This is a genomic window from Sphingomonas sp. 179-I 2A4 NHS (assembly GCF_045369135.1).
In the GTDB taxonomy this organism is placed as follows: Bacteria; Pseudomonadota; Alphaproteobacteria; order Sphingomonadales; family Sphingomonadaceae; genus Sphingomonas.
Genome location: NZ_JBIQFL010000002.1, coordinates 184,171 through 208,589, shown reverse-complemented (window position 1 = coordinate 208,589; position 24,419 = coordinate 184,171). Strand labels below are relative to the sequence as shown.

Annotated in this window: 25 protein-coding genes; 16 read left to right on the top strand and 9 right to left on the bottom strand. The window is 67.9% G+C overall.

Going from position 1 to position 24,419, the window contains the following annotated elements:
- Positions 1 to 58: 58 nt before the first annotated feature.
- The 5 genes from ACH0CP_RS04265 to ACH0CP_RS04245 form a co-directional block, all read right to left on the bottom strand.
- Positions 59 to 796 (bottom strand): NYN domain-containing protein, encoded by a 738-nt coding sequence (locus ACH0CP_RS04265; RefSeq protein ID WP_294442115.1) that lies wholly within the window; start codon positions 794 to 796, stop codon positions 59 to 61.
- A gap of 98 nt (positions 797 to 894) precedes the next feature.
- Complete coding sequence (locus ACH0CP_RS04260) at positions 895 to 1,659, bottom strand: ZIP family metal transporter (protein WP_294442116.1); 765 nt, start codon at positions 1,657 to 1,659, stop codon at positions 895 to 897.
- A gap of 71 nt (positions 1,660 to 1,730) precedes the next feature.
- Positions 1,731 to 2,186, bottom strand: a complete 456-nt coding sequence (locus ACH0CP_RS04255; RefSeq protein WP_294442117.1) for a GNAT family N-acetyltransferase — start codon at positions 2,184 to 2,186, stop codon at positions 1,731 to 1,733.
- The gene (locus tag ACH0CP_RS04250) at positions 2,186 to 3,322 is read right to left on the bottom strand and encodes a M14-type cytosolic carboxypeptidase (RefSeq protein WP_294442118.1); all 1,137 of its coding nucleotides are present in this window, start codon (positions 3,320 to 3,322) and stop codon (positions 2,186 to 2,188) included. Before ACH0CP_RS04250 ends, ACH0CP_RS04255 begins: the two co-directional genes overlap by 1 nt.
- Positions 3,319 to 3,918, bottom strand: a complete 600-nt coding sequence (locus ACH0CP_RS04245) for a hypothetical protein (protein WP_294442119.1) — start codon at positions 3,916 to 3,918, stop codon at positions 3,319 to 3,321. The genes ACH0CP_RS04250 and ACH0CP_RS04245 overlap by 4 nt, the downstream gene beginning before the upstream one ends.
- Positions 3,919 to 4,048: 130 nt before the next feature.
- Here ACH0CP_RS04245 and ykgO point away from each other — a divergent pair, with 130 nt between their 5' ends.
- Both ykgO and ACH0CP_RS04235 read left to right on the top strand, forming a co-directional pair.
- Positions 4,049 to 4,174, top strand: a complete 126-nt coding sequence (ykgO, locus tag ACH0CP_RS04240; RefSeq protein ID WP_003046794.1) for a type B 50S ribosomal protein L36 — start codon at positions 4,049 to 4,051, stop codon at positions 4,172 to 4,174.
- A gap of 17 nt (positions 4,175 to 4,191) precedes the next feature.
- Positions 4,192 to 4,806, top strand: coding sequence for an HAD family phosphatase (locus ACH0CP_RS04235; protein ID WP_294442120.1), 615 nt, complete (start codon positions 4,192 to 4,194; stop codon positions 4,804 to 4,806).
- Between the two features lie 36 nt (positions 4,807 to 4,842).
- On the opposite strand, the gene pyk is transcribed toward ACH0CP_RS04235, so the two are convergent.
- A complete protein-coding gene (pyk, locus tag ACH0CP_RS04230; RefSeq protein WP_294442121.1) occupies positions 4,843 to 6,297 on the bottom strand; it encodes a pyruvate kinase in 1,455 nt (484 codons plus the stop codon).
- Positions 6,298 to 6,369: 72 nt separating this feature from the next.
- Between pyk and ACH0CP_RS04225 the strand changes: the two genes are divergently transcribed.
- The 3 genes from ACH0CP_RS04225 to ACH0CP_RS04215 all read left to right on the top strand — a co-directional run bounded on the left by ACH0CP_RS04225 (position 6,370) and on the right by ACH0CP_RS04215 (position 8,569).
- Complete coding sequence (locus ACH0CP_RS04225; protein ID WP_294442122.1) at positions 6,370 to 6,663, top strand: DUF1244 domain-containing protein; 294 nt, start codon at positions 6,370 to 6,372, stop codon at positions 6,661 to 6,663.
- Positions 6,664 to 6,776: 113 nt separating this feature from the next.
- Complete coding sequence (locus ACH0CP_RS04220) at positions 6,777 to 8,165, top strand: amidohydrolase family protein (RefSeq protein WP_294442123.1); 1,389 nt, start codon at positions 6,777 to 6,779, stop codon at positions 8,163 to 8,165.
- Positions 8,166 to 8,326: 161 nt separating this feature from the next.
- On the top strand, positions 8,327 to 8,569 hold the full coding sequence (locus ACH0CP_RS04215; RefSeq protein WP_227771924.1) for a DUF2312 domain-containing protein: 243 nt from the start codon (positions 8,327 to 8,329) through the stop codon (positions 8,567 to 8,569).
- 79 nt (positions 8,570 to 8,648) lie between these two features.
- Here the strand turns inward: ACH0CP_RS04215 and ACH0CP_RS04210 are convergent, their stop codons facing one another.
- Positions 8,649 to 10,112, bottom strand: a complete 1,464-nt coding sequence (locus ACH0CP_RS04210) for an ATP-binding protein (protein ID WP_294442124.1) — start codon at positions 10,110 to 10,112, stop codon at positions 8,649 to 8,651.
- A gap of 94 nt (positions 10,113 to 10,206) precedes the next feature.
- Here ACH0CP_RS04210 and ACH0CP_RS04205 point away from each other — a divergent pair, with 94 nt between their 5' ends.
- From ACH0CP_RS04205 to ftsH, 11 genes are all read left to right on the top strand, one after another.
- Complete coding sequence (locus ACH0CP_RS04205; protein WP_294442125.1) at positions 10,207 to 10,743, top strand: DUF1003 domain-containing protein; 537 nt, start codon at positions 10,207 to 10,209, stop codon at positions 10,741 to 10,743.
- 47 nt (positions 10,744 to 10,790) lie between these two features.
- A complete protein-coding gene (locus ACH0CP_RS04200; protein ID WP_294442126.1) occupies positions 10,791 to 11,534 on the top strand; it encodes a YebC/PmpR family DNA-binding transcriptional regulator in 744 nt (247 codons plus the stop codon).
- Positions 11,535 to 11,544: 10 nt separating this feature from the next.
- Positions 11,545 to 12,048 carry a crossover junction endodeoxyribonuclease RuvC gene (gene ruvC, locus ACH0CP_RS04195; RefSeq protein WP_294442127.1) on the top strand — a complete coding sequence of 168 codons (504 nt, stop codon included), beginning with the start codon at positions 11,545 to 11,547 and terminating at the stop codon, positions 12,046 to 12,048.
- Positions 12,049 to 12,126: 78 nt separating this feature from the next.
- On the top strand, positions 12,127 to 12,723 hold the full coding sequence (ruvA, locus tag ACH0CP_RS04190) for a Holliday junction branch migration protein RuvA (RefSeq protein ID WP_294442128.1): 597 nt from the start codon (positions 12,127 to 12,129) through the stop codon (positions 12,721 to 12,723).
- A gap of 72 nt (positions 12,724 to 12,795) precedes the next feature.
- Positions 12,796 to 13,818, top strand: a complete 1,023-nt coding sequence (ruvB, locus tag ACH0CP_RS04185; RefSeq protein WP_294442129.1) for a Holliday junction branch migration DNA helicase RuvB — start codon at positions 12,796 to 12,798, stop codon at positions 13,816 to 13,818.
- A 54-nt stretch (positions 13,819 to 13,872) separates the two neighbouring features.
- Positions 13,873 to 14,250, top strand: coding sequence for a hypothetical protein (locus ACH0CP_RS04180; RefSeq protein ID WP_294442130.1), 378 nt, complete (start codon positions 13,873 to 13,875; stop codon positions 14,248 to 14,250).
- A 107-nt stretch (positions 14,251 to 14,357) separates the two neighbouring features.
- On the top strand, positions 14,358 to 16,631 hold the full coding sequence (gene ptsP / locus ACH0CP_RS04175; protein WP_294442131.1) for a phosphoenolpyruvate--protein phosphotransferase: 2,274 nt from the start codon (positions 14,358 to 14,360) through the stop codon (positions 16,629 to 16,631).
- Between the two features lie 158 nt (positions 16,632 to 16,789).
- Positions 16,790 to 17,680, top strand: a complete 891-nt coding sequence (locus ACH0CP_RS04170; protein ID WP_294442132.1) for a helix-turn-helix domain-containing protein — start codon at positions 16,790 to 16,792, stop codon at positions 17,678 to 17,680.
- A gap of 66 nt (positions 17,681 to 17,746) precedes the next feature.
- Positions 17,747 to 18,688, top strand: coding sequence for an outer membrane protein assembly factor BamD (locus tag ACH0CP_RS04165; protein ID WP_294442133.1), 942 nt, complete (start codon positions 17,747 to 17,749; stop codon positions 18,686 to 18,688).
- Positions 18,689 to 18,692: 4 nt separating this feature from the next.
- Complete coding sequence (tilS, locus tag ACH0CP_RS04160) at positions 18,693 to 19,676, top strand: tRNA lysidine(34) synthetase TilS (RefSeq protein ID WP_294442134.1); 984 nt, start codon at positions 18,693 to 18,695, stop codon at positions 19,674 to 19,676.
- Positions 19,677 to 19,761: 85 nt separating this feature from the next.
- Positions 19,762 to 21,732: an ATP-dependent zinc metalloprotease FtsH gene (gene ftsH / locus ACH0CP_RS04155; RefSeq protein WP_294442135.1), complete on the top strand. Its 1,971-nt coding sequence runs from the start codon at positions 19,762 to 19,764 to the stop codon at positions 21,730 to 21,732.
- 176 nt (positions 21,733 to 21,908) lie between these two features.
- On the opposite strand, the gene ACH0CP_RS04150 is transcribed toward ftsH, so the two are convergent.
- Positions 21,909 to 23,024: a DUF3667 domain-containing protein gene (locus ACH0CP_RS04150; protein WP_294442137.1), complete on the bottom strand. Its 1,116-nt coding sequence runs from the start codon at positions 23,022 to 23,024 to the stop codon at positions 21,909 to 21,911.
- Positions 23,025 to 23,124: 100 nt separating this feature from the next.
- Positions 23,125 to 24,372 carry a cytochrome P450 gene (locus ACH0CP_RS04145; RefSeq protein WP_294442138.1) on the bottom strand — a complete coding sequence of 416 codons (1,248 nt, stop codon included), beginning with the start codon at positions 24,370 to 24,372 and terminating at the stop codon, positions 23,125 to 23,127.
- Positions 24,373 to 24,419 lie beyond the last annotated feature (47 nt).

Here is a 24,419-nt window from a genome sequence, read left to right as displayed (position 1 = left end):
CTCGGCGGCAGGCTAGCGGTGGAGAGATGGAGGTGAAAGGTTGGCAACGGTTCGCCGCTCACTTCGGACGAATGTGAACGGCCATGTTGTTTCGCCGAACGTGGAATTTTCCGCATTTCTCGATGAGCGTTGCCATCTTCGGGCAGCCATAGCTGCGGGGATCGAAGTCTGGCGTCAGCACCTTCAAACGGTTTCCCAGCGCGCCTAGCGCGTACCAGCCGTTTGCGTGATCAACGTCACTCAGGGCCGACATGATCAGCGGGACAGCTGCTGACGGCGGGTGTTTGCCAGGTTCCGTCGGGGTCGGTGGCACCGGAATCGCGGGCCTCAGGTTTGCTGACTCCGGAGCAGGATCGAGCTTTTCGATGTAGATGAAGCGCTTGCACGCTTTCCTGAAACTCTCCGGCGTGTTGCGTGCGCCGAACCCGAAAACATCGACACCTTGTTCACGGATGCGCGCCGCCAGCCGAGTGAAGTCGCTGTCGGACGATATGAGGCAGAAGCCGTCGAACCTGCCGGAGAAGAGAAGATCCATCGCATCGATGACGAGCGCGATGTCGGACGCGTTCTTGCCCACGGCATAGGCAAAGGTCTGGCCGGGAAGAATGGCGTGGACTGACATGATGTCCGTCCATGGCTTCAGCCGAGCTTCGGTGAAATCGCCGTAGGCTCTGCGCACGCTGGCCTCGCCGAGTGTAGCGATCTTCTCGAACAGCGGCGATGCGATCCGCGCCGGTATATTGTCGGCGTCGATCAGGACGGCGAGTCGGGGAAGGCGATCGGCAATCGACGTCATTTGCCCAAGCTAGGATGTACTGGTGATGCAAAGATTAAACCTGCGCACCATTCGTTCTGGTCAAGGAAGATCCATTTACGACCCGGACAGTTCGACCGTCAGCCGCCGCCGGACTTGGAGAGGATGAAGGCGAGGAGGAAGCCGGTGACGGCGATGAGGCCGGAGAATTCGTGAGTCTTCTCGGTCGCTTCCGGGATCATCGTATCGACCAGCATCGCGAGGATCGCGCCGGCAGCGAGCGCGGTGACGGTGGAGATGACGGCGGGGCTTGTGCCGGCCAGCGCGACGTTGCCGATCATCGCGGCGAGGCCCGAGGCGAGCGCGATCCCGCCCCACACGCCGAAGACGTAAGCGGCGCTGCGGCCGGCCCTCTTCATGCCCGCCGCGCTCGACAGGCCTTCGGGCACGTTCGACAGGAAGACGGCGGCGACGGTGACCGCGCTGACCTTGCCGCCGCCGAGCAGGCTGACGCCGATGACGACCGATTCCGGGACCCCATCGAGCAGCGCGCCGACCGCGATAGCCGTGCCGGAGCCTTCGCTGGCATGCGCCTGGCGTTCATCAGGATTGGACCCGGAGCGCTTGCGGTGGCGCGCGCCTCGGCGCGAGATGACGACATTGGCGGCGGTGTAGAGCGCGGCGCCGGCTAGGAAGCCGAGCGCGGTGGAGCCGAAGCCGCCCTGTTCGAGCGCTTCGTCCATCAGATCGAAGGCGACCGCAGAGATCAGCACGCCCGCGCCGATCGCCATCACGGCGGCGATCAGCCGCTGCGGCAGCGAGGCGAACCAGGCGATGGCAGCGCCGAGGATCAGCGCCGAGCCGCCGACCGCGCCCCAGAAGCCAGCCGCCCACATCGTGCCCATGCCCTCATCCCCCTGCCGCGCGATGCGCCGGGGGGTGCAACGCACGGGAGGCGCAAGCTCTCCCGCAGGCGCTACAGCGCGAGCGTCATGAAGCGGTTGTGCGGGCTTTCGGGATAGCCGCCGAATACCGGGCCATCGACGAAGCCGGCGGCCTCGTACATCCGGTTGGCAGCGTCGAACATCGGCGCGGTGCCGGTTTCGAGGCTGATGCGGGAATAGCCGCGGGTGCGCGCGAGCGACACCAGGTGGTGGAGGATCGCGCGGCCGACGCCGCGGCGCAAATGGCCGGGCGCGGTGCGCATCGACTTGATCTCACCATGATCGGGCGCGAGCTGCCGCAGCGCGCCGATGCCGAGCAACATTTCGCCTTCCCACAGGCCCCAGAAGCTGATGTCGGGGCGGCGCAACGCCTCGGCACCCATCGCGTGAGCGTTGTCTGCTGGCGTCGTGCCGCGCGCCTCGGCGAGATGGTGCGCGATCAGCGCCACGACACGGGGATCGTCGAGGCCGCCTTCGCGCATTTCCATCACACTTCTCCGATCATCCCGGTGATCACTTCGAGGCACGCGACGCCAAGCTTCGCCGAGCGCTCGGGCGACCAGCCGTGGACCGGATCCGGATTGGGATCGTGATCCTTGAACGGCATCTCCAGCGTGACGCTGACCGCGCCGAAGCGCTCCGCGACCTGGTTGGTCGACATGGACAGGTTCGCGCGGCCGGGCTGCGCGACATCATAGCCGAGCTTGGTCTGGAAATCGGGCGTGTGCGCGGCGAGTCGCTGGCCGAACTGGAGGAATGCCTCGCTCTGGCGCGGGGTGAGCGAGGGGATGCCTTCGAAGCCGGCGATGAAGTTCGCCGGGATCGCCTCGTCGCCATGGACGTCCATCGCGAAATCGACGCCGCTCTCGTCCATTGCGGCGAGGACGTGGAACACCTCCGGGCTGCGATCGAGCGAGGGGGCGTGCCATTCGCGGTTGAGGTTCACGCCGGCGGCATTGGTGCGCAAATGGCCACGGCGCGTGCCATCCGGGTTCATGTTCGGCACGACATGCACCGTCGCGGCCTCGAGCAGCGCGGCGGCGGCGGGGCTGGTGAGCCAGTCGAGCGCGCCGTCCATCCAATATTCCGCCATCGATTCGCCCGGATGCTGGCGGGCGTAGAGCCACACCTGCTTGGGCCCCGAGCCGAGGCGGAAATAGTCGATCGCCTGGCCATCGAGCGTGGTGCCGAGTTCACGATGCGTGACGCCGGGGCGCGCGGCGATGCGCGCGACGAGATCGGCGTGCTGCTCCATCGTGTAGGGCGCGAAATAGGCGAACCAGGCGATCGGCGCGTCGCCCGACCAATCAAATTCGAGCACGCCATCGACATAGCGCGTCTCGATCATCCGCCACTCGCGCCGATCCGTGGAGACGCGGGTGCGATAGCCGGGCCAGCCGAAGGGGTAGGCTGATTGCGCGGCGTTGAGGATGCGGAAGGTAAGGCGGCGGGGCCCGCCCGCATTGGCCCCCACCGCGTCGCCGAGGCCGGCGACGCGGAAGTAGAACCACTGGAAGAAATCGGACTGGTGATCCTTGACGATCTCCAGATCGACCCGATCGCCATCGATCGCGACGAGGCGAATATTGCCGCTGTCGAAGGCGGCGTTGATGCTGAGACTCATGGCACCTGGATAGTGCGCCCACTCTCTCCGGGGAAGCCGGTGAACAGCGCGCGGGCGAGCCGGCGCGCGATGGCGGGCGTATCCGCATCGGCGGCGCTGGCGTCGGTCAGCGACTGTGCCTGGCCTTCCCAGACGGCGTCGGCGCCGTGGCGGATGCGCACCGACAGCTCGGTGAGGATGCCTTCGCCGGCACCTGACCCGCCGACCGGGAAGCTGACGCCGCCGCCGAGCCCGACACCGCCGCCGCGCCCGCCGCTGATCCCGCCGCCGCCAAGGCCGATTGACACCGGCGAGCGGCGCGGCGGCAGCGGCCGTGCGACTCGGCTGAACGAGACGGTGGCGAGGAACTGGGGCGTCGTGCCGGGCGGCGGGGGCGTATAGCCGAGCCGCAGCAGCTCGCTTTCCACGGCGGCGGCATAGGTCTTGTACTCGATACTGGCCATGCCGCTGCCGGCGAGCGGCTCCACCGCGATGGTGCCGCGATCCGTCATCGCGTTGAAGTGATAGCGGGTTGCCTGCACCGGGAAACGGCTTGGGCCGGTGGCGCAGCCGCCCAGGGCGGCAGCCAGGCCGATCATGATCAATCCCTTGCGCATCGCCAATTCCCCTGTTGTTACGCAACCTCAACGCACGGCGCTGTCGCCCGCTCCGACTTGACTTGCAAGGGGGGTGGCACTAGGCGCGCACGCTTTCCGATCACGCCTATTATAAAGAAGCGAATCCGCCATGAAGATCCGCAACAGCCTGAAGTCGCTCAAGGACCGCCATCGCGACAACCGCGTCATCCGTCGTCGCGGCCGGACCTATGTCATCAACAAGACGAACCGCCGCTTCAAGGCCCGCCAGGGCTGATTCAAGCGGCTGTCGTCATGTCGAGGCCGACTGCCGTCGTCTTCGACATCGGCAACGTCCTGTACGATTGGGACCCGCGGGTCCTCTACCGGCGCCTCATCCCCGATGATGAGGCGCTGGACGCGTTCCTGCGCGACGTGTGCACCAAGGAATGGCATTTCCAGCATGATGCCGGGCGGCCGTTCGCGGAAACGTCGGCGGAGCTGAGCGCGCAATATCCCGAGCATGCGCATCTGATCGCGCAATGGGGGCCGCGCTTTTCCGAACAGATCCCGGGGCCGGTGGCGGGGATGCCCGAACTGGTCGCTGAGCTGGATGACGCGGGGGTGCCGCTCTACGCGATCACCAACTTCTCCGACGAGTTCTTCGCGCCGTTCCGCGCGCAGGAAGCGGCGATGTTCGGCCATTTCCGCGACATCGTGGTATCGGGCGCGGAGCGGCTGGTGAAGCCGCATGCGCCGATCTACGAACTGGCGCTGAAGCGCTTCGACCTGGCGCCGGACGAGGCGCTGTTCGTCGATGATCGGCAGGACAATGTCGACGGCGCGGCGGCCGTCGGCATGCATGCGGTGCTGTTCACGGACGCCGCGACGCTGCGCGCGGACCTCAGGCGCTTCGGGCTGCTCGACTAGCCGCGGCCGGGCGACCCGCGGCCGCCCGGCGCCGGATCAGCCGTAACCCTTCAGTTCGTCACCCACGATGCGCACGACGTGGATCACGTTGGTGGAGCCGGGCGTGCGGAAGGGGACGCCCGCGGTGATGATCACCCGGTCGCCCGGTTCGACGATGCGGTGGCGCAGCGCCATGCGCTTGGCCTTGGCAACCATCTCCTCGAACGAATCGACGTCGCGGGTGTGGACCGCGTGGGTGCCCCACAGGAGGCCCATGCGACGCGCCGTCTCCATCCTGGGCGTCAGCACGAGGAGCGGAACCGAGGGCCGCTCGCGCGCGATGCGCCGCGCGGTGGAGCCCGAGGTGGTGAAGCAGATGATCGCCCGGGCCGAGATGGTGATGGCGATGTTCTTCGCCGCTTCCGCCAGCGCGTCCGCGGTCGTCGGATCGGGGCGGGTGACGGTGAAGCGCACGCGATCGCCGTGCATCGGATCGCGTTCCACCGCCTCGCCGATCGCGTTCATCATCGCGACCGATTCGACCGGCCAATTGCCGGCCGCGCTTTCGGCCGAGAGCATGATCGCGTCCGCGCCGTCGTAGATCGCAGTCGCGACGTCCGACACCTCGGCGCGCGTCGGCGAGGGCGAGGTGATCATCGATTCGAGCATCTGCGTCGCGACCACTACCGGACGACCCTGACGCCGCGCCGTCTCGACGATGCGCTTCTGCAGTGGCGGCACCGATTGCGGCGGGAGTTCGACGCCGAGGTCACCGCGCGCGACCATGACGCCGTCGCACATCTCGACGATTTCCTCGAGCCGCTCGATCGCGGCCGGCTTCTCGATCTTGGCGAGGAGCGCGGCGCGGCCGCCGATGAGCTTGCGCGCCTCGGCGAGATCCTCGGGCCGCTGCACGAAGGAAAGCGCGATCCAGTCGACGCCTTCCTCGATCGCAAAGGCAAGGTCCGAGCGATCCTTGTCGGTCAGCGCCGCCATGGGCACGACGACGTCGGGGACGTTCAGGCCCTTGTTGTTGCTCAAGGGGCCGCCGATCTCGACCCGCGTGACGATGCGATCGGCATCGTGTTCGGTGACGCGCAGCACCAGCTTGCCATCGTCGAGCAGCAGGCGGGCGCCCGGCTCGATCGCCTCGAAGATCTCGCGGTGCGGCAGCTCGACACGGGTCGAATCGCCAAGGTCAGGATTGCGATCGAGCGTGAAGGTGGCGCCCTGCGACAGCACGACGCGGCCATCGACGAAGCGGCCGACGCGGAGCTTGGGCCCCTGCAGATCGGCGAGGATGGTCGTGGGGCGGCCGAACTTCTTTTCCAGCGCGCGAATCGCCTTGATCACGCCCACCTTCGAGGCCTGATCGCCGTGGCTCATGTTGATGCGGAACGCGTCGGCACCCGCCTCGTACAAGTGCGAGATCATTTCCGGCGTGTTGCTTGCCGGGCCCAACGTCGCGAGCACGCGTACCTTGCGGCTGCGGGGGCTGATCGCTCTGGTCATGATATTCGTTCCTCGGCTTTGCCGCGGCCGGCCCTAGCCTCTATCTCCACCGGATCAACCGTGGAGAATGACATGGACCCGATCGACGCGATCGACGACCACGCGGCAGCCGAGGCCTTTCGCCGCCTCGTGCGGCATCTGAGGCACCGGACCGACGCGCAGAATGTCGACTTGATGGGCCTTGCCGGCTTCTGCCGCAACTGCCTGTCGGACTGGATCGGCGAGGCGGGCGACCTGTCCAAGGATCAGGCGCGCGAGGCGATCTACGGCATGCCCTATGCGCAGTGGAAGGCGGAGCATCAGGCGGAGGCGACGCCCGAGCAGTTGCGCCGGATGGAGGAAAGCGTGGCGAAGAACGCCGCCTGAACGCGATTCGCCGGTGTCGGGGCGAGCAGCGCGCTTGTTTCGCCCCTGCACTTTCTTCTAGGCCGCTTGCCGAATGACGCCCCCGCAGCGGGCGGCGCAAACGGGGGGTGGCAATGATTCGAACGATTGCGATGGTAGCCGGCGTGATGGCGGCCGCACCGGCGGCGGCGCAGACCGCAAGCCCGGCAGCAGCACCGGCCGAGGCCGCAGGCGCGACGCCGGTCGCGACGGCACCCGCTGCATCCGTGCCCGCGGCGCAGAAGACCAGCTACATCCATGCCGGCGCGCTGCTCGCCCGCGCGGGCCAGCCGCCGCGCGCCAACAGCACGATCATCGTGCGCGCCGGCAAGATCGCCGAAATCCGCGACGGCTTCGTGGCGCCGGAACCGGGCGCGGAACTGATCGACCTCAAGGACAAGTTCGTCCTGCCGGGCCTGATCGATCTTCACGTCCATCTGCTGGGCATCGGCGGCGATCCGATGCGCGCGCGCCTGACCGCGCTCAACACCGAACAGGCCGACGACCTGCTCTATGGCGCGGGCAATGCGCGTACGACGCTGCGGTCCGGCTTCACCACGGTGCGCGACCTGGGCGGTGATCCGCGCGCGATCCGGGCGCTGCGCGATGCGATCGCGCGCGGCGACGTCGACGGACCGACGATCATCAACGCGGGCGCGCCGATTTCCGTCACCGGCGGGCATGGCGACCCGCTGAACGGCATTGCGGAACCGTTCGCCCATGCGATCGCGCCGACGGTGGAGAATACCTGCGACGGCGTCGACGACTGCGTCCGCGCGACGCGGCGCCAGGTTGGCCTTGGCGCACAGGTGATCAAGATCACCGCGACAGGGGGCGTGCTGTCGAACGTGTCCGGCGGGCTTGGCCGCGCCTTCACGCCCGAGGAGATGAAGGCGATCGTCGACACCGCGCACGGGCTTGGCCGCAAGGTTGCCGCGCACAGCCATGCGGCCGAGGGCACGAAGGCGGCGCTGCTCGCCGGCGTCGACACGATCGAGCATGGCAGCTTCCTCGACGACGAGACGATCGCGCTGCTGCGGCGCACGGGCGCCTATCTGGTGCCGACCGAGATCGCGCCCGTGGCCGCGCTGGCGCAGGCGCGCGCCGGGGCGCTGCCGGCCGCGACCATCCCCAAGGCGGAAGCGGCCGCCGCGGCGATGCAGGAAAGCCATCGCAAGGCCTACAAGGCCGGCGTGCGCTTCGCCTTCGGCACCGACAGCGGTGTTTCCCATCATGGCGAGAACGGGACCGAATTTGCTTTGCTGGTCGACAAGGTGGGGATGAGCCCCACCGAGGCGATCCGCAGCGCGACGCTGACCGCCGCGGAGGTGCTGGGCCAGGGCACCACGATCGGCAGCATCGAGCCGGGGAAGAATGCCGACATCATCGCGGTGGACGCCTCGCCGCTTGGTGACGTGCGCGAACTGGAGCGCGTGCGCTTCGTGATGCGCAATGGCGCCGTCGCCCGCCGCATCGGTGAATAGCGGCTGATCGCATAAGATTTGATCGCGGCGGCGCCTTTCCATAAAGGCCGCCGCCGCAACCGACACGATCAATTGCTCCGCCACTCGCACGTCACCCGCGCGAGGCTGGCGGCGCTTCAATTTCATGGGGATATTCGATGGTCGAGGAACGTGGTGAGGGCATGGGTGGCGGCCAGGTGGCAGCCGAAGAACTGCGCCTGCTGATCGAGCGCGCGGAGCGGCTCGAGGAAGAGAAGAAGGGCATCGCGGACGACATCAAGGACGTGTTCGCCGAGGCGAAGAGCCGCGGATACGACCCGAAGGCGATCAAGAAGATCATGTCGATCCGCAAGAAGAAGCGCGAGGAATATCAGGAAGAGGAAGCGATCCTCGAAACCTACATGCAGGCGCTTGGCATGCTTTGATTCGATGCCGGGGCGGCCCCTTCCCCTGTTCCAACGTGGAAGGGGTGGCCGGTTCGAGGGAATTAGCCGTGCGCGCGCCTCAGGCGGCTTCCGCGGCGGCGGTGGTCCAGCCCAGGCGGGCGATGGTGATCGAGCGCTTCCCCGACAGATCGGTGCGGGTGATGATGAGATCGCGGCTTTCGATATAGGTCATTAGTCGGCGGACGCGGCCGAGCGAGGACGTGCCGTAGGTTCGGGCCAGCGCGGCGTCGCTGGGGCAGGGGGAGCCTTCGCGCGCGGCCTTGGCGACGAGCAGGAACGGGCCGACCATCTCGTCCGGCAAGGCGCCGGCGAGCGCGATCGCCTCCGCCCATTGCGGATCGTGGATGTCGAAGATGCCGGCCCGCGCGCACGACAGGCGGCGGGTAAAATCGCCGAGGTCGACGCCCGAGCGCGAGAGCCCCTGCATGCGGCAGCGGACCTGGAAATCCTGGAACAGCACCGATGCCGGGCGTCCGGCCGATTCGGGATCCTCGACGATCGCCTGCAGCACATTGGCGACGATCGCCAAAATTTCCTCCGGCGTGCGTTCCGGCTCCGACGGGAGCGCTGTGGGCGCGGGGCGGGCCATGTCGGCGATGATCTCGTCCGCCGGTACGCGGCGCGGGCGCGCTTCGAACGCCATCGGCAGCTGGGGCGCGGCCTCCGGCTCCGGTGCGGCGAAGATCAGTTCCTGCAGGTCCGCCGGCGGGGCGGAGGGGAGCGGCGTCAGCTTCGGGCTGCCGCTGCGCGCGCTGGTTTCGACCGCGCCGATCTTCACCGTCAGCGGGCGGCGGCAGACCGCGGGGCCGAGCGCGAGGAAGGTGCCGCGCGGCAGATCGCGGATCGCCTCCGCCTGGCGGCGCTCCATGCCGAGGAGATCGGCGGCGCGGGCCATGTCGATATCGAGGAAGGTGCGGCCCATCAGGAAGTTCGACGCTTCGGCGGCGACGTTCTTGGCGAGCTTCGCCAACCGCTGAGTCGCGATGACGCCGGCGAGGCCGCGCTTGCGGCCGCGGCACATGAGGTTCGTCATCGCAGATAGCGACGCGCGGCGCACGTCCTCGGCCACTTCGCCGCCGGTGGTGGGGGCGAAGAGCTGCGCCTCGTCGACCACGACGAGCGCGGGATACCAGTGTTCGCGCGGGGCATCGAACATCGCCGAGAGGAAGGTGGCGGCGCAGCGCATCTGGCCCTCCGCTTCCAGCCCTTCGAGGCTGAGCACCACGGACGCGCGGTGTTCGCGCAGGCGGCCGGCGATTCGCGCGATCTCGCGTTCCGAATAGTCCGTCGCCTCGACCACGACATGGCCGTAGGCTGGCCCGAGCGTGACGAAATCACCCTCCGGGTCGATCACCACCTGCTGCACCTGGCCGGCCGACCGCTCCAGGAGGCGGCGCAGCAGGTGCGACTTTCCCGAGCCCGAATTGCCCTGAACAAGCAATCGGGTGGCCAGCAATTCCTCAAGGTCGATCAGGACCGGCGCGCCCGAGGCATCGGCGCCCATGTCCACCGCTATCGTCATGGGCGTGCGTTTGGCCGAAACCGGCCAGCAGGGGAAGATGTTTGCGAAAATGCCAGCGCCGCCATAGCGATACGAGGTAGCCGGAGAATGCGCGATGCAGGAGCACAGGGCGGACCTCGAGGAGCTGGCGCGGCACCTGCTCGGCAAGCCATCGTCGGCGCTCGACGAGGAGGAACGGCGGGTCCTGTCGGCGATCGCGTCGGGCACGACGGGGGTACGCGATGCGTCCGACGTTGCCGAGGAACAGGCGACATTCGGCGAGCGGCTGGCCGACCGGGTGGCGGCCGTCGGCGGCTCCTGGGGCTTCATCGGCACCTTCACCGTGGTGCTGCTGGGCTGGATGGTGCTGAACAGCAACGTGCTGGGGCGGCTGGGGCTGGTGTTCGACCCCTATCCCTACATCTTCCTCAACCTGATGCTGTCGACGCTGGCGGCGGTGCAGGCACCCGTCATCATGATGAGCCAGAACCGGCAGGCGGCGAAGGACCGGCTGACCGCCGCGCTGGATTACGAGACCAACCTTCGGGCGGAACTGGAAATCCTGCGGCTGCATCGCAAGATGGACGAGGGTGTGATCGCGCGACTGACGCGGATCGAGGCAATGGTGGCGGAAAAAGGCAACGGCGGATGAGCGCAGCGACTTGAGCAGGGCACATATCCGGCGCTAGAGGCGCGCACATGGCAGGTCATTCCAAGTTCAAGAACATCATGCACCGCAAGGGTGCACAGGATAAGAAGCGTTCGGGCATGTTCTCGAAGCTTTCCCGCGAAATCACCGTCGCGGCAAAGATGGGTTTGCCTGATCCGGACATGAATCCACGCCTGCGCGCCGCGGTGAATGCCGCCAAGGCGCAGTCGATGCCCAAGGACAACATCCAGCGCGCGATCGACAAGGCGAGCCGCGGCGACGCGGAGAATTACGAGGAAATCCGCTACGAGGGTTTCGGCCCCGGCGGCGTCAGCCTGATCATCGAGGCGCTGAGCGACAATCGCAACCGCACCGCGACGAACGTGCGCACCGCGGTGAGCAAGAACGGCGGCAACCTCGGCGCGTCCGGCTCCGTCAGCCACGGCTTCGATCGCATGGGCCTGATCAACTATCCGGCGAGCGCGGGCGACGCGGACAAGGTGTTCGAGGCGGCGCTGGAGGCGGGTGCCGAGGACGTGACGTCGAGCGAGGACGGCCACGAGATCTGGACCGCGCAGGGCGATCTCCACGAAGTCGCCAAGGCGTTGGAGCCAGTGCTGGGCGAGGCGGAAAGCGCGAAGCTCGCGTGGCGGCCGCAGACCATGGTGGCGGTGGACGAAAGCGACGCGGCGACCCTGTTCAAGCTGATCGACGCGCTGGACGATGACGACGACGTCCAGCAGGTGTGGGGCAATTACGAAGTCTCCGACGAGGTGATGGCGAAGCTGGGCTGATGGCCCGGCGATGATCATCCTTGGCCTCGATCCGGGTCTTGGCACCACCGGCTGGGGCGTGATCGCGGCCGAGGGCAATCGGTTGCGGCATCTCGCCAACGGGCAGATTCGCACCGATCCGTCGATGCCGCTGCCGCGGCGGCTGGCCAACCTCTACAATGCGCTGATCGACGTGATCCGGGCGGAGCGGCCCGATGGCGCGGCGGTGGAAGAGGTGCTGGGCAATACCAATGCCCAGTCGACGCTGAAGCTGGGCCAGGCGCGGGGCGTGGTGCTGCTGGCCGCGGCTGGCGCCGGGCTCACCATCGGCGAATATCATCCCTCCACGGTGAAGAAGGCGGTGGTGGGTACCGGCGGCGCGGAGAAACGGCAGATCCAGGCGATGATGGGCGTGCTGCTGCCGGGCGCGAAGCTTGCCGGGCCTGACGCGGCGGACGCGCTGGCGGTGGCGATCTGCCACGCGCATCACCAGGCGAGCGCGGCGGGGATGATGCGGCGGGCGCGGCACGACTGAGGCGATGGCCCGCCCGCGCGGGTGTTGGCCGCCACTGGCGGACCCGCTATTGCCCCGATCCATGACGGACAGCAGCCGGTGATCGCCTATCTAAAGGGCGTGCTCCACAGCACGACCGCCGACCATGCGGTGATCGAGGTGGGCGGGATCGGCTATTTCGTCGGTGCCTCGTCGCGCACGCTCGCGGCGCTCGGCCCCGTCGGCGAGGCAGTGATGGTGCATACCGAGATGCTCGTCGGCGAGGATTTCCAGCGGCTGGTTGGCTTTGCCAGTGCGGACGAGCGCGACTGGTTCCGCCTGCTGACCGGCGTTCAGGGCGTTGGCGCGCGGGTCGCGCTGGCGATCCTGTCCGCACTGGAGCCGGCCGAGCTCAACCGCGCGGTCGCGGCGCAGGACAAGGCGATGGTGGCGCGCGCCAATGGCGTCGGCCCGAAGCTTGCCGAGCGGATCGTGCGCGAGCTGAAGGACAAGGCCGGCGGGATCACGCTGGGCCCTGCGGCGGCCGCGCAGGTGGCGCCGGTGGGCGCGAGCGGAGACGCGGTATCGGCGTTGCTCAACCTGGGTTTCCGCCCGGCGGAGGCGAGCGCGGCGGTGGCGGCGGCGGAGGACGAGCTTGGTGTCGGCGCGACGCTGGACGCACTTGTCCGCCTCGCCCTGCGCAAGGCGGCGAAGTGAGCGGGGTGCGCTGCGCCAGGGTGATGACAAGCGGCGCTGGCGTGCCGGCGAAACTGCGGTATCGAGCCGGCAATGAGTGACGAGGATCGCCTGATCACGCCGGCGCGCCGGGCCGAGGACGCCGATGCGGCGCTGCGCCCCAAGCGGCTGGACGAATTCGTCGGCCAGGCCGCGGCGCGCGACAATCTGCGCGTGTTCATCGAGGCGGCGCGATCGCGTGGCGATGCGCTGGACCATGTGCTGTTCTTCGGCCCGCCGGGCCTGGGCAAGACGACGCTGGCGCAGATCGTGGCGCGCGAGATGGGCGTCGGCTTCCGCGCGACATCGGGCCCGGTGATCGCCAAGTCGGGCGACCTGGCGGCGCTGCTCACCAACCTCGAGGATGGCGACGTCCTGTTCATCGACGAGATCCACCGGCTGCAGCCGGCGGTCGAGGAAGTGCTGTACCCGGCGATGGAGGATCGCGCGCTGGACCTCATGATCGGCGAGGGGCCGTCGGCGCGCAGCGTGCGGATCGACCTGCCGCGCTTCACCCTGGTCGGCGCGACGACGCGGCAGGGGCTGTTGACGACGCCGCTGCGCGACCGGTTCGGCATCCCGATCCGGCTGCAATTCTATACGGTGGAGGAGCTGACCCGCGTCGTGACGCGTGCCGCGTCGATGCTCGACCTGCACATTGCGCCTGATGGAGCGGCGGAAGTGGCGCGCCGCTCGCGGGGCACGCCGCGCATTGCCGGACGGCTGCTGCGCCGGGTGCGCGACTTCGCCAATGTTGCCGGCGTCATCGAGGTGGATGCCGTGGCGGCGGACCGGGCGCTCAACCGCCTGGAAGTCGACAAGCTTGGCCTTGATGCGATGGACCGGCGCTATCTGACGATGATCGCGGATATCTATCGCGGCGGCCCGGTGGGCGTGGAGACGCTGGCGGCGGGGCTTTCCGAGCCGCGTGACACGATCGAGGAAGTGATCGAGCCCTATCTGATCCAGCTCGGCCTCGTCGCGCGGACGGCGCGCGGACGCGTGCTGAATGCCGGCGGATGGAAGCACCTAGGGCTCGATCCGCCGAGCGGAAGCCAGGATGGACTGTTCGATTGAGCGGGAGCCGCTGTCGGCCAGCGGCGTTCATTCATTTCTAGCAAGAGGATGACGATGTCTCACACGCCGCCCGTACCCCCCGGTAACCAGTCCCCCTTCCCGATCCAGGAACCGCCGCACGCGCCGACCGAATCGGAAATCCCGGTCGCCGCTGCACCCGAGGCAACGGGACCTGAGAATAGCGGGCCTGAGAAGACGGGAGAGCCCGAAGCGCTGGTGAAGACGGCGGCCAAAACGTCGCAGCCATCGGACGATGCCGAGGGCTGGGCCGCGCCGGAGGCGAAGCGCGGCTGGTCGCTCGGCCGGATCGTGGGTGCGGCTGCCGGCGTCGGTGCGGTAGCGATCGGGGTTGCCGCAGTGCTGTTCCCGCGCGAGGCACCGGCCAAGGACAAGCCCAAGCCGAAGCCGAAGGCCAAGAAGCAGGCCAAGTGACATGATGCTGAGCGCCGCCGGAACCTCGCAAGTGCGCGGTTTTTCCGGCGGTGCAGCAAACAAATGTTGCGTGGCACCCATGGCACCCGCCTGCTAGCCAAGCGCCCATGCCGCTTTCCGCCGCCGCCTCCGCCCGCGAGATCCTGGTCAATCTGCATGACGTGATGGCCGCGCGTACCAATGCGCAGGCCAAGCTGAACCAGGTCGTCGACATCATCGGCGAGGCGCTGGATAGCGAAGTCTGCTCGATCTACCTCCTGCGCGAAGGGGTGCTGGAGCTGTTCGCGACGCGCGGGCTGGACCCGGCGGCGGTGCACGTCACGAAGCTGGCGCTGGGCGAAGGCCTGGTCGGGACGATCGCGGAAACGGGCGAGGTGCTGAACCTCGACCAGGCGGCGAGCCACCCCGATTTCGCCTACAAGCCTGAAACGGGCGAGGATCGATTCCACAGTTTTGCCGGCGTGCCGATCATCCGGCGTGAGCGTTCGGTCGGCGTGCTCGCAGTGCAGCATGCCGAGCCGCGCCGCTACGCCGATGTCGAGATAGAGGCGCTGCAGACCGTCGCCATGGTGCTGAGCGAGCTGATCGCCAATGCCGGCCTCATCGACCAGGGTGGTCCGAAGGATCGGCCGCAGCAGTCGACCGCGACGGTGCGGCTGCCCGGCCAGAAGCTCGTCGACGGGATGGCCGCCGGATACGCGGTGTTCCACCAGCCGCGGATCGTGATCGAGCATACCGTGGCGGAGGACACCGAGGCGGAGCGCCACCGCGTCTATGCCGCGTTCGACAAGATGCGCGAGCAGATCGACCGCATGACGCGCGAGGCCGAGTTCGGCGTCGGCGGCGAGCATGAGGAGGTGCTCGAGACGTACAAGATGTTCGCCTATGACGAGGGCTGGTCACGGCGGATCAACGAGGCGATCGACAGCGGGCTGACCGCGGAGGCGGCGATCGAGCGCGTGCAGCAGCGCACGCGTCAGCGGATGCGGCAGATCGACGACCCGTTGCTCGCCGACCGGATGCACGACCTGGAGGATCTGTCGAACCGCCTGCTGCGGATAGTTTCGGGTCAGATGGGCACGGCGGCGCAGATGGGCCTTCGCCAGGACACGATCCTGATCGCGCGAAACCTGGGGCCGGCGGAACTGCTGGAATACGATCGCCGGCGGCTGAAGGGCGTGATCCTGGAGGAAGGATCGCTGACCGCGCACGTCACCATTGTGGCGCGCGCGATGGGCGTGCCCGTGCTTGGCCGGGTGCGGGACGTGCGCCGGGTGATCGTGGAAGGCGACCTGCTGCTGCTGGACGTTGGCGAGGGATCGGTGCTCGTTCGCCCGTCGACGGCGATGGAGGAAGCGTTCGAGGCCAAGCTGGCGCTGCGCCAGAAGCGCCGCGCTGCTTATGCCGCGCTGCGCGATGTGGCACCCGAGACGAAGGACGGCCATCGCATCCGCGTGATGGTGAATGCGGGCCTGCGCGATGACGTCGCAGCGCTGGACGTGACCGGCGCCGACGGGATCGGGCTGTTCCGCACCGAGTTCCAGTTCTTGGTCAGCGCGACGCTGCCGCAGCGCGAGCGCCAGCAGCGGTTGTACCGCGAGGTGCTGGACGTGGCCGGCGACCGGCCGGTGATCTTCCGCACTGTCGATATTGGCGGGGACAAGGCGCTGCCGTACCTGACGCAGGACCATGCCGACGAGGAAAACCCGGCGATGGGTTGGCGCGCGCTGCGGTTGGCGCTGGAGCGCAACGGTCTGATGAAGGCGCAGGCGCGCGCGCTGCTGGAAGCGGCGGCGGGGCGGACGCTGAACGTCATGTTCCCGATGGTCAGCGAGGCTTGGGAATTCGCCGAGGCTCGCGCCTTGTTCGAGAAGCAGCGCGAGTGGATCGCCTCACGCAACCGCCGCCTGCCGCTGGAGGTGCGTTATGGCGCGATGCTGGAGGTGCCGAGCCTTGCCTATCAACTGGACCTCTTGCTGCCGCAGGTGGATTTCCTGTCGATCGGCACCAACGACCTGACGCAGTTCCTGTTTGCGGCGGATCGCGCCAATCCGAAGCTCGCCGAGCGGTACGACTGGCTTTCCGCCTCGATCCTGCGCTTCCTGGCGCGCGTGATCGAACCGTGTCGTGCGGCAGGCGTGCCGCTCGCCGTATGCGGCGAGATGGGTGGGCGGCCGCTGGAGGCGCTGGCGCTGATCGGCATCGGCATCGAGCGCCTCTCCATCACGCCTGCCGCGGTTGGCCCGATCAAGGCGATGATCCGGTCGCTCGATCGCGCCGCCATCACCGCGGAGATGACGCGCCTGCTGGCGGACCCGCCACGCGACATGCGCGGCGCCTTGTCGCACTGGGCCGAGGCGCAAGGTGTTGAACTGGGCTGAGTTGCCCCGTCGGGCTATCCTGCCGGGCCGAAGTCACGCCGAATTGCGGTGAACCGTCAAACGAAAGCGGTGTGGCTCGATTGACACAGGTAGCCTGCTCTGTGACACGTGCGGGGGCAAGGGTGGACAGGGTCGATCCGCCCGGAGCGGAGATCTGAATGACTGAGGCCGAGCGCGGCGAGAAGGCGACGCTCTTTCCCCAACCCGTCGGCGAGAGGCTGCGCGAGGCTCGCGAGCGGCTTGGCATGTCCTTGTCCGAAATCGCGGCACGCACGCGCGTGCCGCTGCGGCACCTCGAGGCGATCGAGGCATCCAATTACGGGGCGCTGCCGTCTTCCACCTACGCCGTCGGCTTCGTCCGGGCCTATGCCCGCGCGGTCGGCGAAGACGAGGTGGCGCTGGCGCGGGACGTGCGCGTCGAAGCGATGAACGCGCCGCGCGAGAAGCCGCGCTACGAACCGTATGAAGTCGCCGATCCGACGCGCGTGCCGAGCCGCGGGCTGGTGATTGCGGCTGCCGGCGTCGCGCTGGCGATCGTCGTGCTGGCGGTTCTTTGGTTCGCGACCGGGCTGATGCGCGGCGGCGATGCGGATGCGCCCGCGGGCGCGCCCTCCGTCGCAGTCGCGGTGCCGGCAGCGCAGCCATCCACCGCGCCGAGCCCGGCGAGCGGTGGCCAGGTCGCGCTGGTGGCGACCGACGAGGTGTGGCTGCGCGTCTACGACAAGGCGGACAAGACGCTGTTCACCGGCACGCTGAAGAAGGGCGAGCGGTTCGACGTACCGCCGGATGCGGACGCACCGATGATCAACGTCGGCCGGCCGGACAAGCTGCAGGTGACGCTGAACGGATCGGTGCTGCCGCCGCTCGGCACGGGCGAGCGCCCGATCAAGAACGTGCCGGTGGGTGCGGCGGCGCTGCTCGCCAAGTCGAACGGCCAGGCCGAGACGGCGAGCGCCGCTATGGCGCCGGCCGCGGTGCCGGTGCGCCGCACCGACACGGCCGTGCCGCCGGCATTTGCGGGATCGGGCAGTGATCCCGCGCAACCTTAAGCCTGGAGACAGGATCGCGAAGCTAGCTATAGCGCGCTGGCAAGATCATGCCGGGGGGTGTCGTTGATGCGTAAGTTCCTGATCGCCGTCACGCTGGCTGGGTGCGCGACGCCGGCATTCGCCCAGTCGGGGCTGGAAGGCCGGGTGGGCAAGCTCGAGAGCGAGATGCGCGCGGTGCAGCGCAAGGTGTTCCCGGGCGGCGCAGGCGCGTATCTCGAGCCGCAGGTACGCCCGACCGAGACGCCGCGCGAGGTGATCGGCGCGCCCTCGTCGAGCGCGGTCGACGATTTGACGCAGCGCGTGTCATCGCTGGAATCGCAGATCGCTTCGATGACCGGGCAGATCGAGCAGGCGCAGTTCCGGCTGCGGCAGCTGGAAGAGCAGTTCAACGCCTACAAGCAATCCACCGACGCGCGGCTGAGCAGCGGTGCGCCCGTGCCGATGGGTGGCGGCGTCGAAATGACAGGCCCCGTCGTGCCGCCGCCACCGCGCGCGACCGGCACCACGCCGGCGCGCCCCGGCATTCGCCCGCCAGGGAGCCTTGAGGCGCAGCTCGGCGAAACGACGCCCGCCGCGCGCCCGGCAGCAGCGGGCGGGATCGAGAAGCCCTCGACCGGCCAGCCGGACGAGGACGAATATATCTACGGCTACCGTCTGTGGGCGGCGAAGCGCTACGCCGAGGCGGCGGAGCAGCTGAAGAAGGTGGTGGCGACTTACCCGCGGTCGCGCCGCGCGAGCTACGCACAGAACCTGCTTGGCCGCTCATATCTCGACGACGGCAAGCCAAGCCTCGCCTCGATCGCCTTCTACGACAATTACAAGAAATATCCGGATGGCGAGCGTGCGCCCGAGAGCCTCTATTTCCTCGGCCAGGCGCTCTTGAAGCTCAACAAGCCGGCGGATGCGTGCAAGGTCTATGGCGAACTGAGCGATGTCTATGGCGACAAGATCGGCCAGGGCATGAAGGACAATGTCGCGCGCGCCCGCACCTCCGCAAAGTGCAAGTGAGCGGGTGGCCGACCCGGCCGATGTCGAGCGTTTCCGCACCGATCTGATCGCCCTTACCGGCGAGGCGCCGAGCTTCGCGCGGCCGATTGGCGTCGCCGTATCTGGAGGCCCGGACAGCATGGCGCTGCTGGTGCTGGCGGCGCGCGCCTTTCCGCAGGCCTGTATCGCGGCAACGGTGGATCATGGGCTGCGCGAGAGTGCGGCGAGCGAAGCGCGGATGGTGGCGGGGCAGGCCGAAGCGCTCGGCGTGCCGCATACGACGCTGACCGTTGCGACACCGATCACTGGCGCGAGCATGCAGGGGCAGGCACGCCGCGCGCGCTACCAGCTGCTGGCCGGTTGGGCGGAGGAGATGAAGGCGCTGGCGGTGGCGACCGCCCATCATGCCGACGATCAGGCCGAAACCTTTTTGATGCGCGCCGGGCGTGCCTCCGGCATCACCGGGCTTGCGGCGATCCGGCCGCGAGCGACGGTGGCGGGGGCCACGCTGGTGCGGCCGCTGCTCGGCTGGCGGCGCGCGGCGCTGCGCGCGATCGTGCGGCGCGAGGGCGTGTCGTTCGTCGACGACCCGTCGAACGCCGATCCGCGACATGACCGTACGCGCTACCGCCGCCTGCTCGACCAGAACGAGTGGCTCGATCCGCCGGCGCTGGCGCGCACGGCGGCCTGGGTGGGCGAGGCGGAGCGCGACCTGGCGGCGATCGGCGCGCTGATGTGGCGTGAGCGGGCACAGGTGACCGAGGGGAACGTGACGTTTGTGCCCGATGACCTGCCGCGTGACACGCTGCGGCGGATGGCGCGGCGGGCGATCACGACCGTGCGCGAGCACCACGGAATCACCACCCCCCCGTTCGAGGCGGGCGCCAATATCGAGCCGCTGCTCGATTCGCTGCTGATGGGCAAAAGAGCGACTCACGCAGAGGTGATCGCGGCGGCGCGCAAGACCGGCTGGCACTTCCGCCCCGCCCCGCCGCGTCGATCACTCTGACCGGGGAAATGGCGCGGAAATCCGCGCTCCGTTCCATTGCCATTAACATCGCGCAGCCTACATTGCAGGCGTTGAAAGGTAACGCATGAACGACAACGACAAGCAGTCTGGCGGCGACAACGGCGGCAATGGCCCCAACCCCTGGATGAAGAGCCTGCTCATCTGGGTGGGCATCCTGCTGTCGCTGGCAATCGTGGTCACGATGTTCGACGGCCGCACTGCGGCTGGCGGCGGCACGTCGATCGCCTATTCGCAGTTCCTCGACAAGGTCGATGAAGGCACCGTCAAGGACGTCACGATCTCGCGCGAGCAGATCAGCGGCACCCTTTCGAGCGGCGAGAAGTTCCGCACCGATCCGGTGAGCGATCCGCAGCTTACCGACCGCCTGCGCAAGGCGGGCGTCGAGATTTCGGGTAAGCGCGACGATGGCCCGTCGATCTGGATGGTGCTGCTGTACCAGTCGCTGCCGTTCCTCCTGTTCCTGGGCATCGCTTTCTTCGTGGTGCGCCAGATGCAGAAGGGTGGCGGCGCAGGCGGCGCGATGGGCTTTGGCAAGAGCCGCGCGAAGATGCTGACGCAGAAGGAAGGCAAGGTCACCTTTGCCGACGTCGCGGGCATCGACGAGGCGCGCGAGGAGCTGGAGGAAATCGTCGAGTTTCTGAAGGACCCGTCGAAGTTCGCCCGTCTTGGCGGCAAGATCCCGAAGGGCGCGCTGCTGGTCGGCTCGCCCGGTACCGGCAAGACGCTGCTTGCCCGCGCGATCGCGGGTGAGGCGGGCGTGCCGTTCTTCACCATCTCGGGCTCGGACTTCGTCGAGATGTTCGTCGGCGTCGGTGCCAGCCGCGTGCGCGACATGTTCGAACAGGCCAAGAAGAGCGCGCCATGCATCGTCTTCATCGACGAAATCGACGCGGTCGGCCGTCATCGCGGTGCCGGCCTCGGCAATGGCAATGACGAGCGCGAGCAGACGCTGAACCAGCTTCTGGTGGAGATGGACGGCTTCGAGGCGAACGAAGGCATCATCATCATCGCGGCGACCAACCGCCCCGACGTGCTTGACCCCGCGCTGCTGCGCCCGGGCCGCTTCGACCGCCAGGTCGTGGTGCCGCGCCCGGACATCGAGGGCCGCGTGAAGATCCTCGAAGTGCACATGAAGAAGGTGCCGCTGGCGCCGGACGTCGACAGCCGCACCATCGCGCGTGGCACGCCGGGCTTCTCGGGCGCGGATCTCGCCAACCTCGTCAACGAGGCGGCGCTGACGGCGGCGCGCAAGGGCAAGCGCCTGGTTGCCATGGCCGAGTTCGAAGAGGCCAAGGACAAGGTCATGATGGGTGCCGAGCGGCGCTCCATGGTGATGACCGAGGACGAGAAGCGCATGACCGCCTATCACGAGGCGGGCCACGCGATCGTTGCGCTGCACGAGCCGGCGTCCGACCCGATCCACAAGGCGACGATCATCCCGCGCGGCCGCGCGCTGGGCATGGTGATGCGCCTGCCGGAACGCGACAGCTACAGCTACCATCGCGACAAGATGTACGCGAACCTGGCGGTGGCGATGGGCGGCCGCGTCGCGGAAGAAATCATCTTCGGGTACGACAAGGTTTCGTCGGGCGCGTCTGGTGACATCCAATATGCCACGGGTCTCGCACGCGACATGGTTACCAAGTGGGGCATGTCGGACAAGGTCGGCCCGGTCGACTATGCACAGCCCGAGGGCGAGAGCTTCCTAGGCTATTCGTCCTCGCAGCCGACGCACATGTCGAACGAGACGGCGCAGCTGATCGATCATGAGATTAAGACGATCGTCGAGGGCGGGCTGTCACGCGCGAAGACGGTGCTGACCGAGAACATCGACCAGCTTCACCTGCTGGCCGGCGCGCTGCTCGAGTATGAGACGCTGTCGGGCGACGAGATCAAGAAGCTGATCGCGGGCGAGAATATCGGCCGCATCGATCAGGGGCCGAAGAAGGCCGCGATCCCGTCGGTCGGCACGTCGATCCCCAAGACGCACCGCCCGCAGGGGCCGTTCGGCAACCCGTCTCCGGCGGGCGCCTGACGCGCCGCCGGGCCGCGCCGGTGTGGCGCGGGCCTGGTGAGCTAGAGAATAAATGGCGGATGCCGTGCGATGGCTCGGCATCCGCTTTTTTGTGCCCGTAGCGGGCCGGCGTGAGTGTGACTGAGGGAGAAGCGGGACCCCGGCTCAAGGCCGGGGTGACGTGTACCAGCCGCCCGTCAGGCGAGGCCGAGGTAGAGGAGCAGCAGCGCGAAGGACGGGACGACGCCGCCGACGATGAGCATCACGAGCAAGGTGGTGCGCACCAGCGCGCCGGTGCGGCCGAGGCGATACGCGCCCTTCATCTGCTTGTAGATGTGGAAGGGCGGGATCAGCACTGCGGCGGTAAACAGGATGCCGGGCGAGACGCCGAGCGTGCCGAGGATCGCCAGTGCGATCGTCAGCAGCGACATGAAGGTGAGCGAATAGGTGGTGAACACCGCGTGATCATACAGGCCGAAGCGGCGGCTGAAGGGGAACAGGAGCCACAGGAACGGGATCGACAGCGGGATCAGTGCCCAGCTGAACTTATAGGCCGAGGTCTTGAGCTTGTAGAGCAGCAGCGTCGGGTTCTCGCGCGCGTGGCGAACCTTGGCCTGCAGCCAGTTGTCGCCGTCCGCGGCGGGCGCACCTTCAACGTCGAAGGTGGTGGCGAGCGGCAAGATCCGTTCGGCCTCCGCCAGCTGGCGCCGCGATTCGGTGGCCTTAGCGAGCCGCTGTTCGAGCCGGGCGATATCCTCGGCATCGGGGCTGGCGGCGGCGCGCTCCCGACCAAGGGACTTCGTGATCTTCGCCACTTCGGCATCGGCGCGGGTGCGCTCCTGCGTCAGCTTGGCGCGCGCATCGGCAATGCCGCCGTTCAGGCCCGGCTTCAGGAAGTCGGGCCCGCCAAAGCTCCAGCCCGGCAGGTTCGCCACAATGGCGAACATCAGGAAGACGGTGAACAGGAACATCGCGAGCGGCGAGACGAAGCGCGCGCGTTCGCCGTCGACGTAGCGGCGGGTAAGCTCGCCCGGCCGCCGGATGAGCATCGGCAGCGTGTGCCAGGCCTTGCCCTCGAAGTGGAACACGCCGTGGGCGATATCATGGAGGATCGCGCCGGCGGTGCGGTGCACGTGCGCCGACTGGCCGCAATTGTGGCAGTGCGCGCCGATCAGGCCGGTGCCGCAGTTGAGACAATTGGCAGGATGAGCGTGCGTGTCCGCGGAAGATAACGCACCAGCGTGCGGCTCCACGGCGCGGCCGATCAGCCCGCCGGTCACGATATCAACCCCTGCTTCAAACCCGTCGGCCATGCCCCCGCCTCCGCCTGCTCTGCCTTCATAAGGGCGGGCAGGGGCAAAGCAAAGCGGCCGCCGGACGAGCGGCGGCCGCAATGGCTCAGGGATCAGCCGATCAGTATTTGCTGATTTCCACCGGCAGCTTGCGATAGCCGTGGACGAAGCAGGCGGCGACCCGCTCCGGCGCGCCGGTGACATTCACGCGCATCCGCCGCTTGGCCATTTCTTCCAGCAGGATGCCGATCTGGAGCTCCGCGAGGCGCGCCCCGACGCAGCGGTGGATGCCGTGGCCGAAGGCGAGGTGACGGCGGGCGTTGGGGCGATCGACGACCAGCTTGTCGGCGTCCTCACCAAACACGCTCTGGTCGCGGTTACCCGAAATGTACCACATGGCGAGCTTGTCACCGGCCTTGATCTGCTGGCCCATCAGCTCGGTATCCTGCGTCGCCGTGCGGCGCATATGCGCGAGCGGCGTCTGCCAGCGGATGATCTCGCTGACGGCGTTGGGGATAAGCGAGGGATCAGCCTCCAGCTTGGCGCGCTGGTCAGGATATTTGTCGAGGCCATAGGCGAGGCCCGACATGGTGTTGCGCGTCGTATCGTTGCCGCCGACGATCAGCAGGATGAGGTTCCCGAGGAACTCATGGTCGTCCATCTCGCGCATGGCATCGGAATGGATCATCATGCTGATGAGATCGGGCTGCGGCGGCTTGTTCAGCTTCTCGTTCCAGAGGCCGCGGAAATAGGTGCCGCACTCATACATGTGCATCAGCCGCTGCTGGCGCAGATCCGGGTTCTTGATGATCTCGATATCGCCGGCCCAATCGGACCAGAAGGTGAGCTTGCGGCGATCCTCCCACGGGAAGTCGAACAGGATCGCCAGCATCTGCGTGGTGAGTTCGATCGAGACGGTGTCCACCCAGTCGAAGGGCTGGCCCCAGGGGAGCGTATCGAGCACCTCTTCGGTGCGGCGGCGGATGTCGGAGGAGAGGCGCGTCATTTCCGACGGGGTGAAGGCGGGCGCAACCGTTCGGCGCTGCGCCGTGTGGACCGGGCGATCGCGCGCGATGAACATCGGCATGCGCACCGCGTTGGGATCCTCGGCGTCGAAATTGGCGATCGTGATGCCGCCTGCTTCCGAGGAATAGAGATCGGGAAGCGATTCGACTTCGACGATCGGCTTGTAGGAGGAGACCGACCAGTACGGCCCGAATTCGGAATCCGCGACATAGTGGACGGGCGCCTCGGCGCGCAGCTTTGCGAAGGGTTCGCGCCAGGTATCGTCCCGATACAGTTCCGGCCGGCTGACGTCGAAGGGGTCGACTGCCCGCGTTTCCGCCACGTTCTTGGCAAGCGTCGCCATCAATTCTCTCCCGCGTCTATTTCAGTTGCGAGAGAAAACCTAACTGA

What these genes read in the sequence shown, in the direction of transcription:
- ACH0CP_RS04225 (WP_294442122.1), top strand. Translation starts at nt 6,370, where the DNA reads ATGGACCCGATCGACGCGATCGACGACCACGCGGCAGCCGAGGCCTTT.
- ACH0CP_RS04170 (WP_294442132.1), top strand. Translation starts at nt 16,790, where the DNA reads ATGACTGAGGCCGAGCGCGGCGAGAAGGCGACGCTCTTTCCCCAACCC.
- ACH0CP_RS04245 (WP_294442119.1), bottom strand. Translation starts at nt 3,918, where the DNA reads ATGCGCAAGGGATTGATCATGATCGGCCTGGCTGCCGCCCTGGGCGGC.
- ACH0CP_RS04260 (WP_294442116.1), bottom strand. Translation starts at nt 1,659, where the DNA reads ATGGGCACGATGTGGGCGGCTGGCTTCTGGGGCGCGGTCGGCGGCTCG.
- ACH0CP_RS04180 (WP_294442130.1), top strand. Translation starts at nt 13,873, where the DNA reads ATGTCTCACACGCCGCCCGTACCCCCCGGTAACCAGTCCCCCTTCCCG.
- ACH0CP_RS04165 (WP_294442133.1), top strand. Translation starts at nt 17,747, where the DNA reads ATGCGTAAGTTCCTGATCGCCGTCACGCTGGCTGGGTGCGCGACGCCG.
- ptsP (WP_294442131.1), top strand. Translation starts at nt 14,358, where the DNA reads ATGCCGCTTTCCGCCGCCGCCTCCGCCCGCGAGATCCTGGTCAATCTG.
- ACH0CP_RS04255 (WP_294442117.1), bottom strand. Translation starts at nt 2,186, where the DNA reads ATGGAAATGCGCGAAGGCGGCCTCGACGATCCCCGTGTCGTGGCGCTG.
- ACH0CP_RS04220 (WP_294442123.1), top strand. Translation starts at nt 6,777, where the DNA reads ATGATTCGAACGATTGCGATGGTAGCCGGCGTGATGGCGGCCGCACCG.
- ACH0CP_RS04235 (WP_294442120.1), top strand. Translation starts at nt 4,192, where the DNA reads ATGTCGAGGCCGACTGCCGTCGTCTTCGACATCGGCAACGTCCTGTAC.
- ACH0CP_RS04265 (WP_294442115.1), bottom strand. Translation starts at nt 796, where the DNA reads ATGACGTCGATTGCCGATCGCCTTCCCCGACTCGCCGTCCTGATCGAC.
- ACH0CP_RS04205 (WP_294442125.1), top strand. Translation starts at nt 10,207, where the DNA reads ATGCAGGAGCACAGGGCGGACCTCGAGGAGCTGGCGCGGCACCTGCTC.
- ftsH (WP_294442135.1), top strand. Translation starts at nt 19,762, where the DNA reads ATGAACGACAACGACAAGCAGTCTGGCGGCGACAACGGCGGCAATGGC.
- ruvC (WP_294442127.1), top strand. Translation starts at nt 11,545, where the DNA reads ATGATCATCCTTGGCCTCGATCCGGGTCTTGGCACCACCGGCTGGGGC.
- ACH0CP_RS04150 (WP_294442137.1), bottom strand. Translation starts at nt 23,024, where the DNA reads ATGGCCGACGGGTTTGAAGCAGGGGTTGATATCGTGACCGGCGGGCTG.
- ykgO (WP_003046794.1), top strand. Translation starts at nt 4,049, where the DNA reads ATGAAGATCCGCAACAGCCTGAAGTCGCTCAAGGACCGCCATCGCGAC.
- ACH0CP_RS04210 (WP_294442124.1), bottom strand. Translation starts at nt 10,112, where the DNA reads ATGACGATAGCGGTGGACATGGGCGCCGATGCCTCGGGCGCGCCGGTC.
- ACH0CP_RS04200 (WP_294442126.1), top strand. Translation starts at nt 10,791, where the DNA reads ATGGCAGGTCATTCCAAGTTCAAGAACATCATGCACCGCAAGGGTGCA.
- pyk (WP_294442121.1), bottom strand. Translation starts at nt 6,297, where the DNA reads ATGACCAGAGCGATCAGCCCCCGCAGCCGCAAGGTACGCGTGCTCGCG.
- ACH0CP_RS04215 (WP_227771924.1), top strand. Translation starts at nt 8,327, where the DNA reads ATGGGTGGCGGCCAGGTGGCAGCCGAAGAACTGCGCCTGCTGATCGAG.
- ACH0CP_RS04250 (WP_294442118.1), bottom strand. Translation starts at nt 3,322, where the DNA reads ATGAGTCTCAGCATCAACGCCGCCTTCGACAGCGGCAATATTCGCCTC.
- ACH0CP_RS04145 (WP_294442138.1), bottom strand. Translation starts at nt 24,372, where the DNA reads ATGGCGACGCTTGCCAAGAACGTGGCGGAAACGCGGGCAGTCGACCCC.
- ruvB (WP_294442129.1), top strand. Translation starts at nt 12,796, where the DNA reads ATGAGTGACGAGGATCGCCTGATCACGCCGGCGCGCCGGGCCGAGGAC.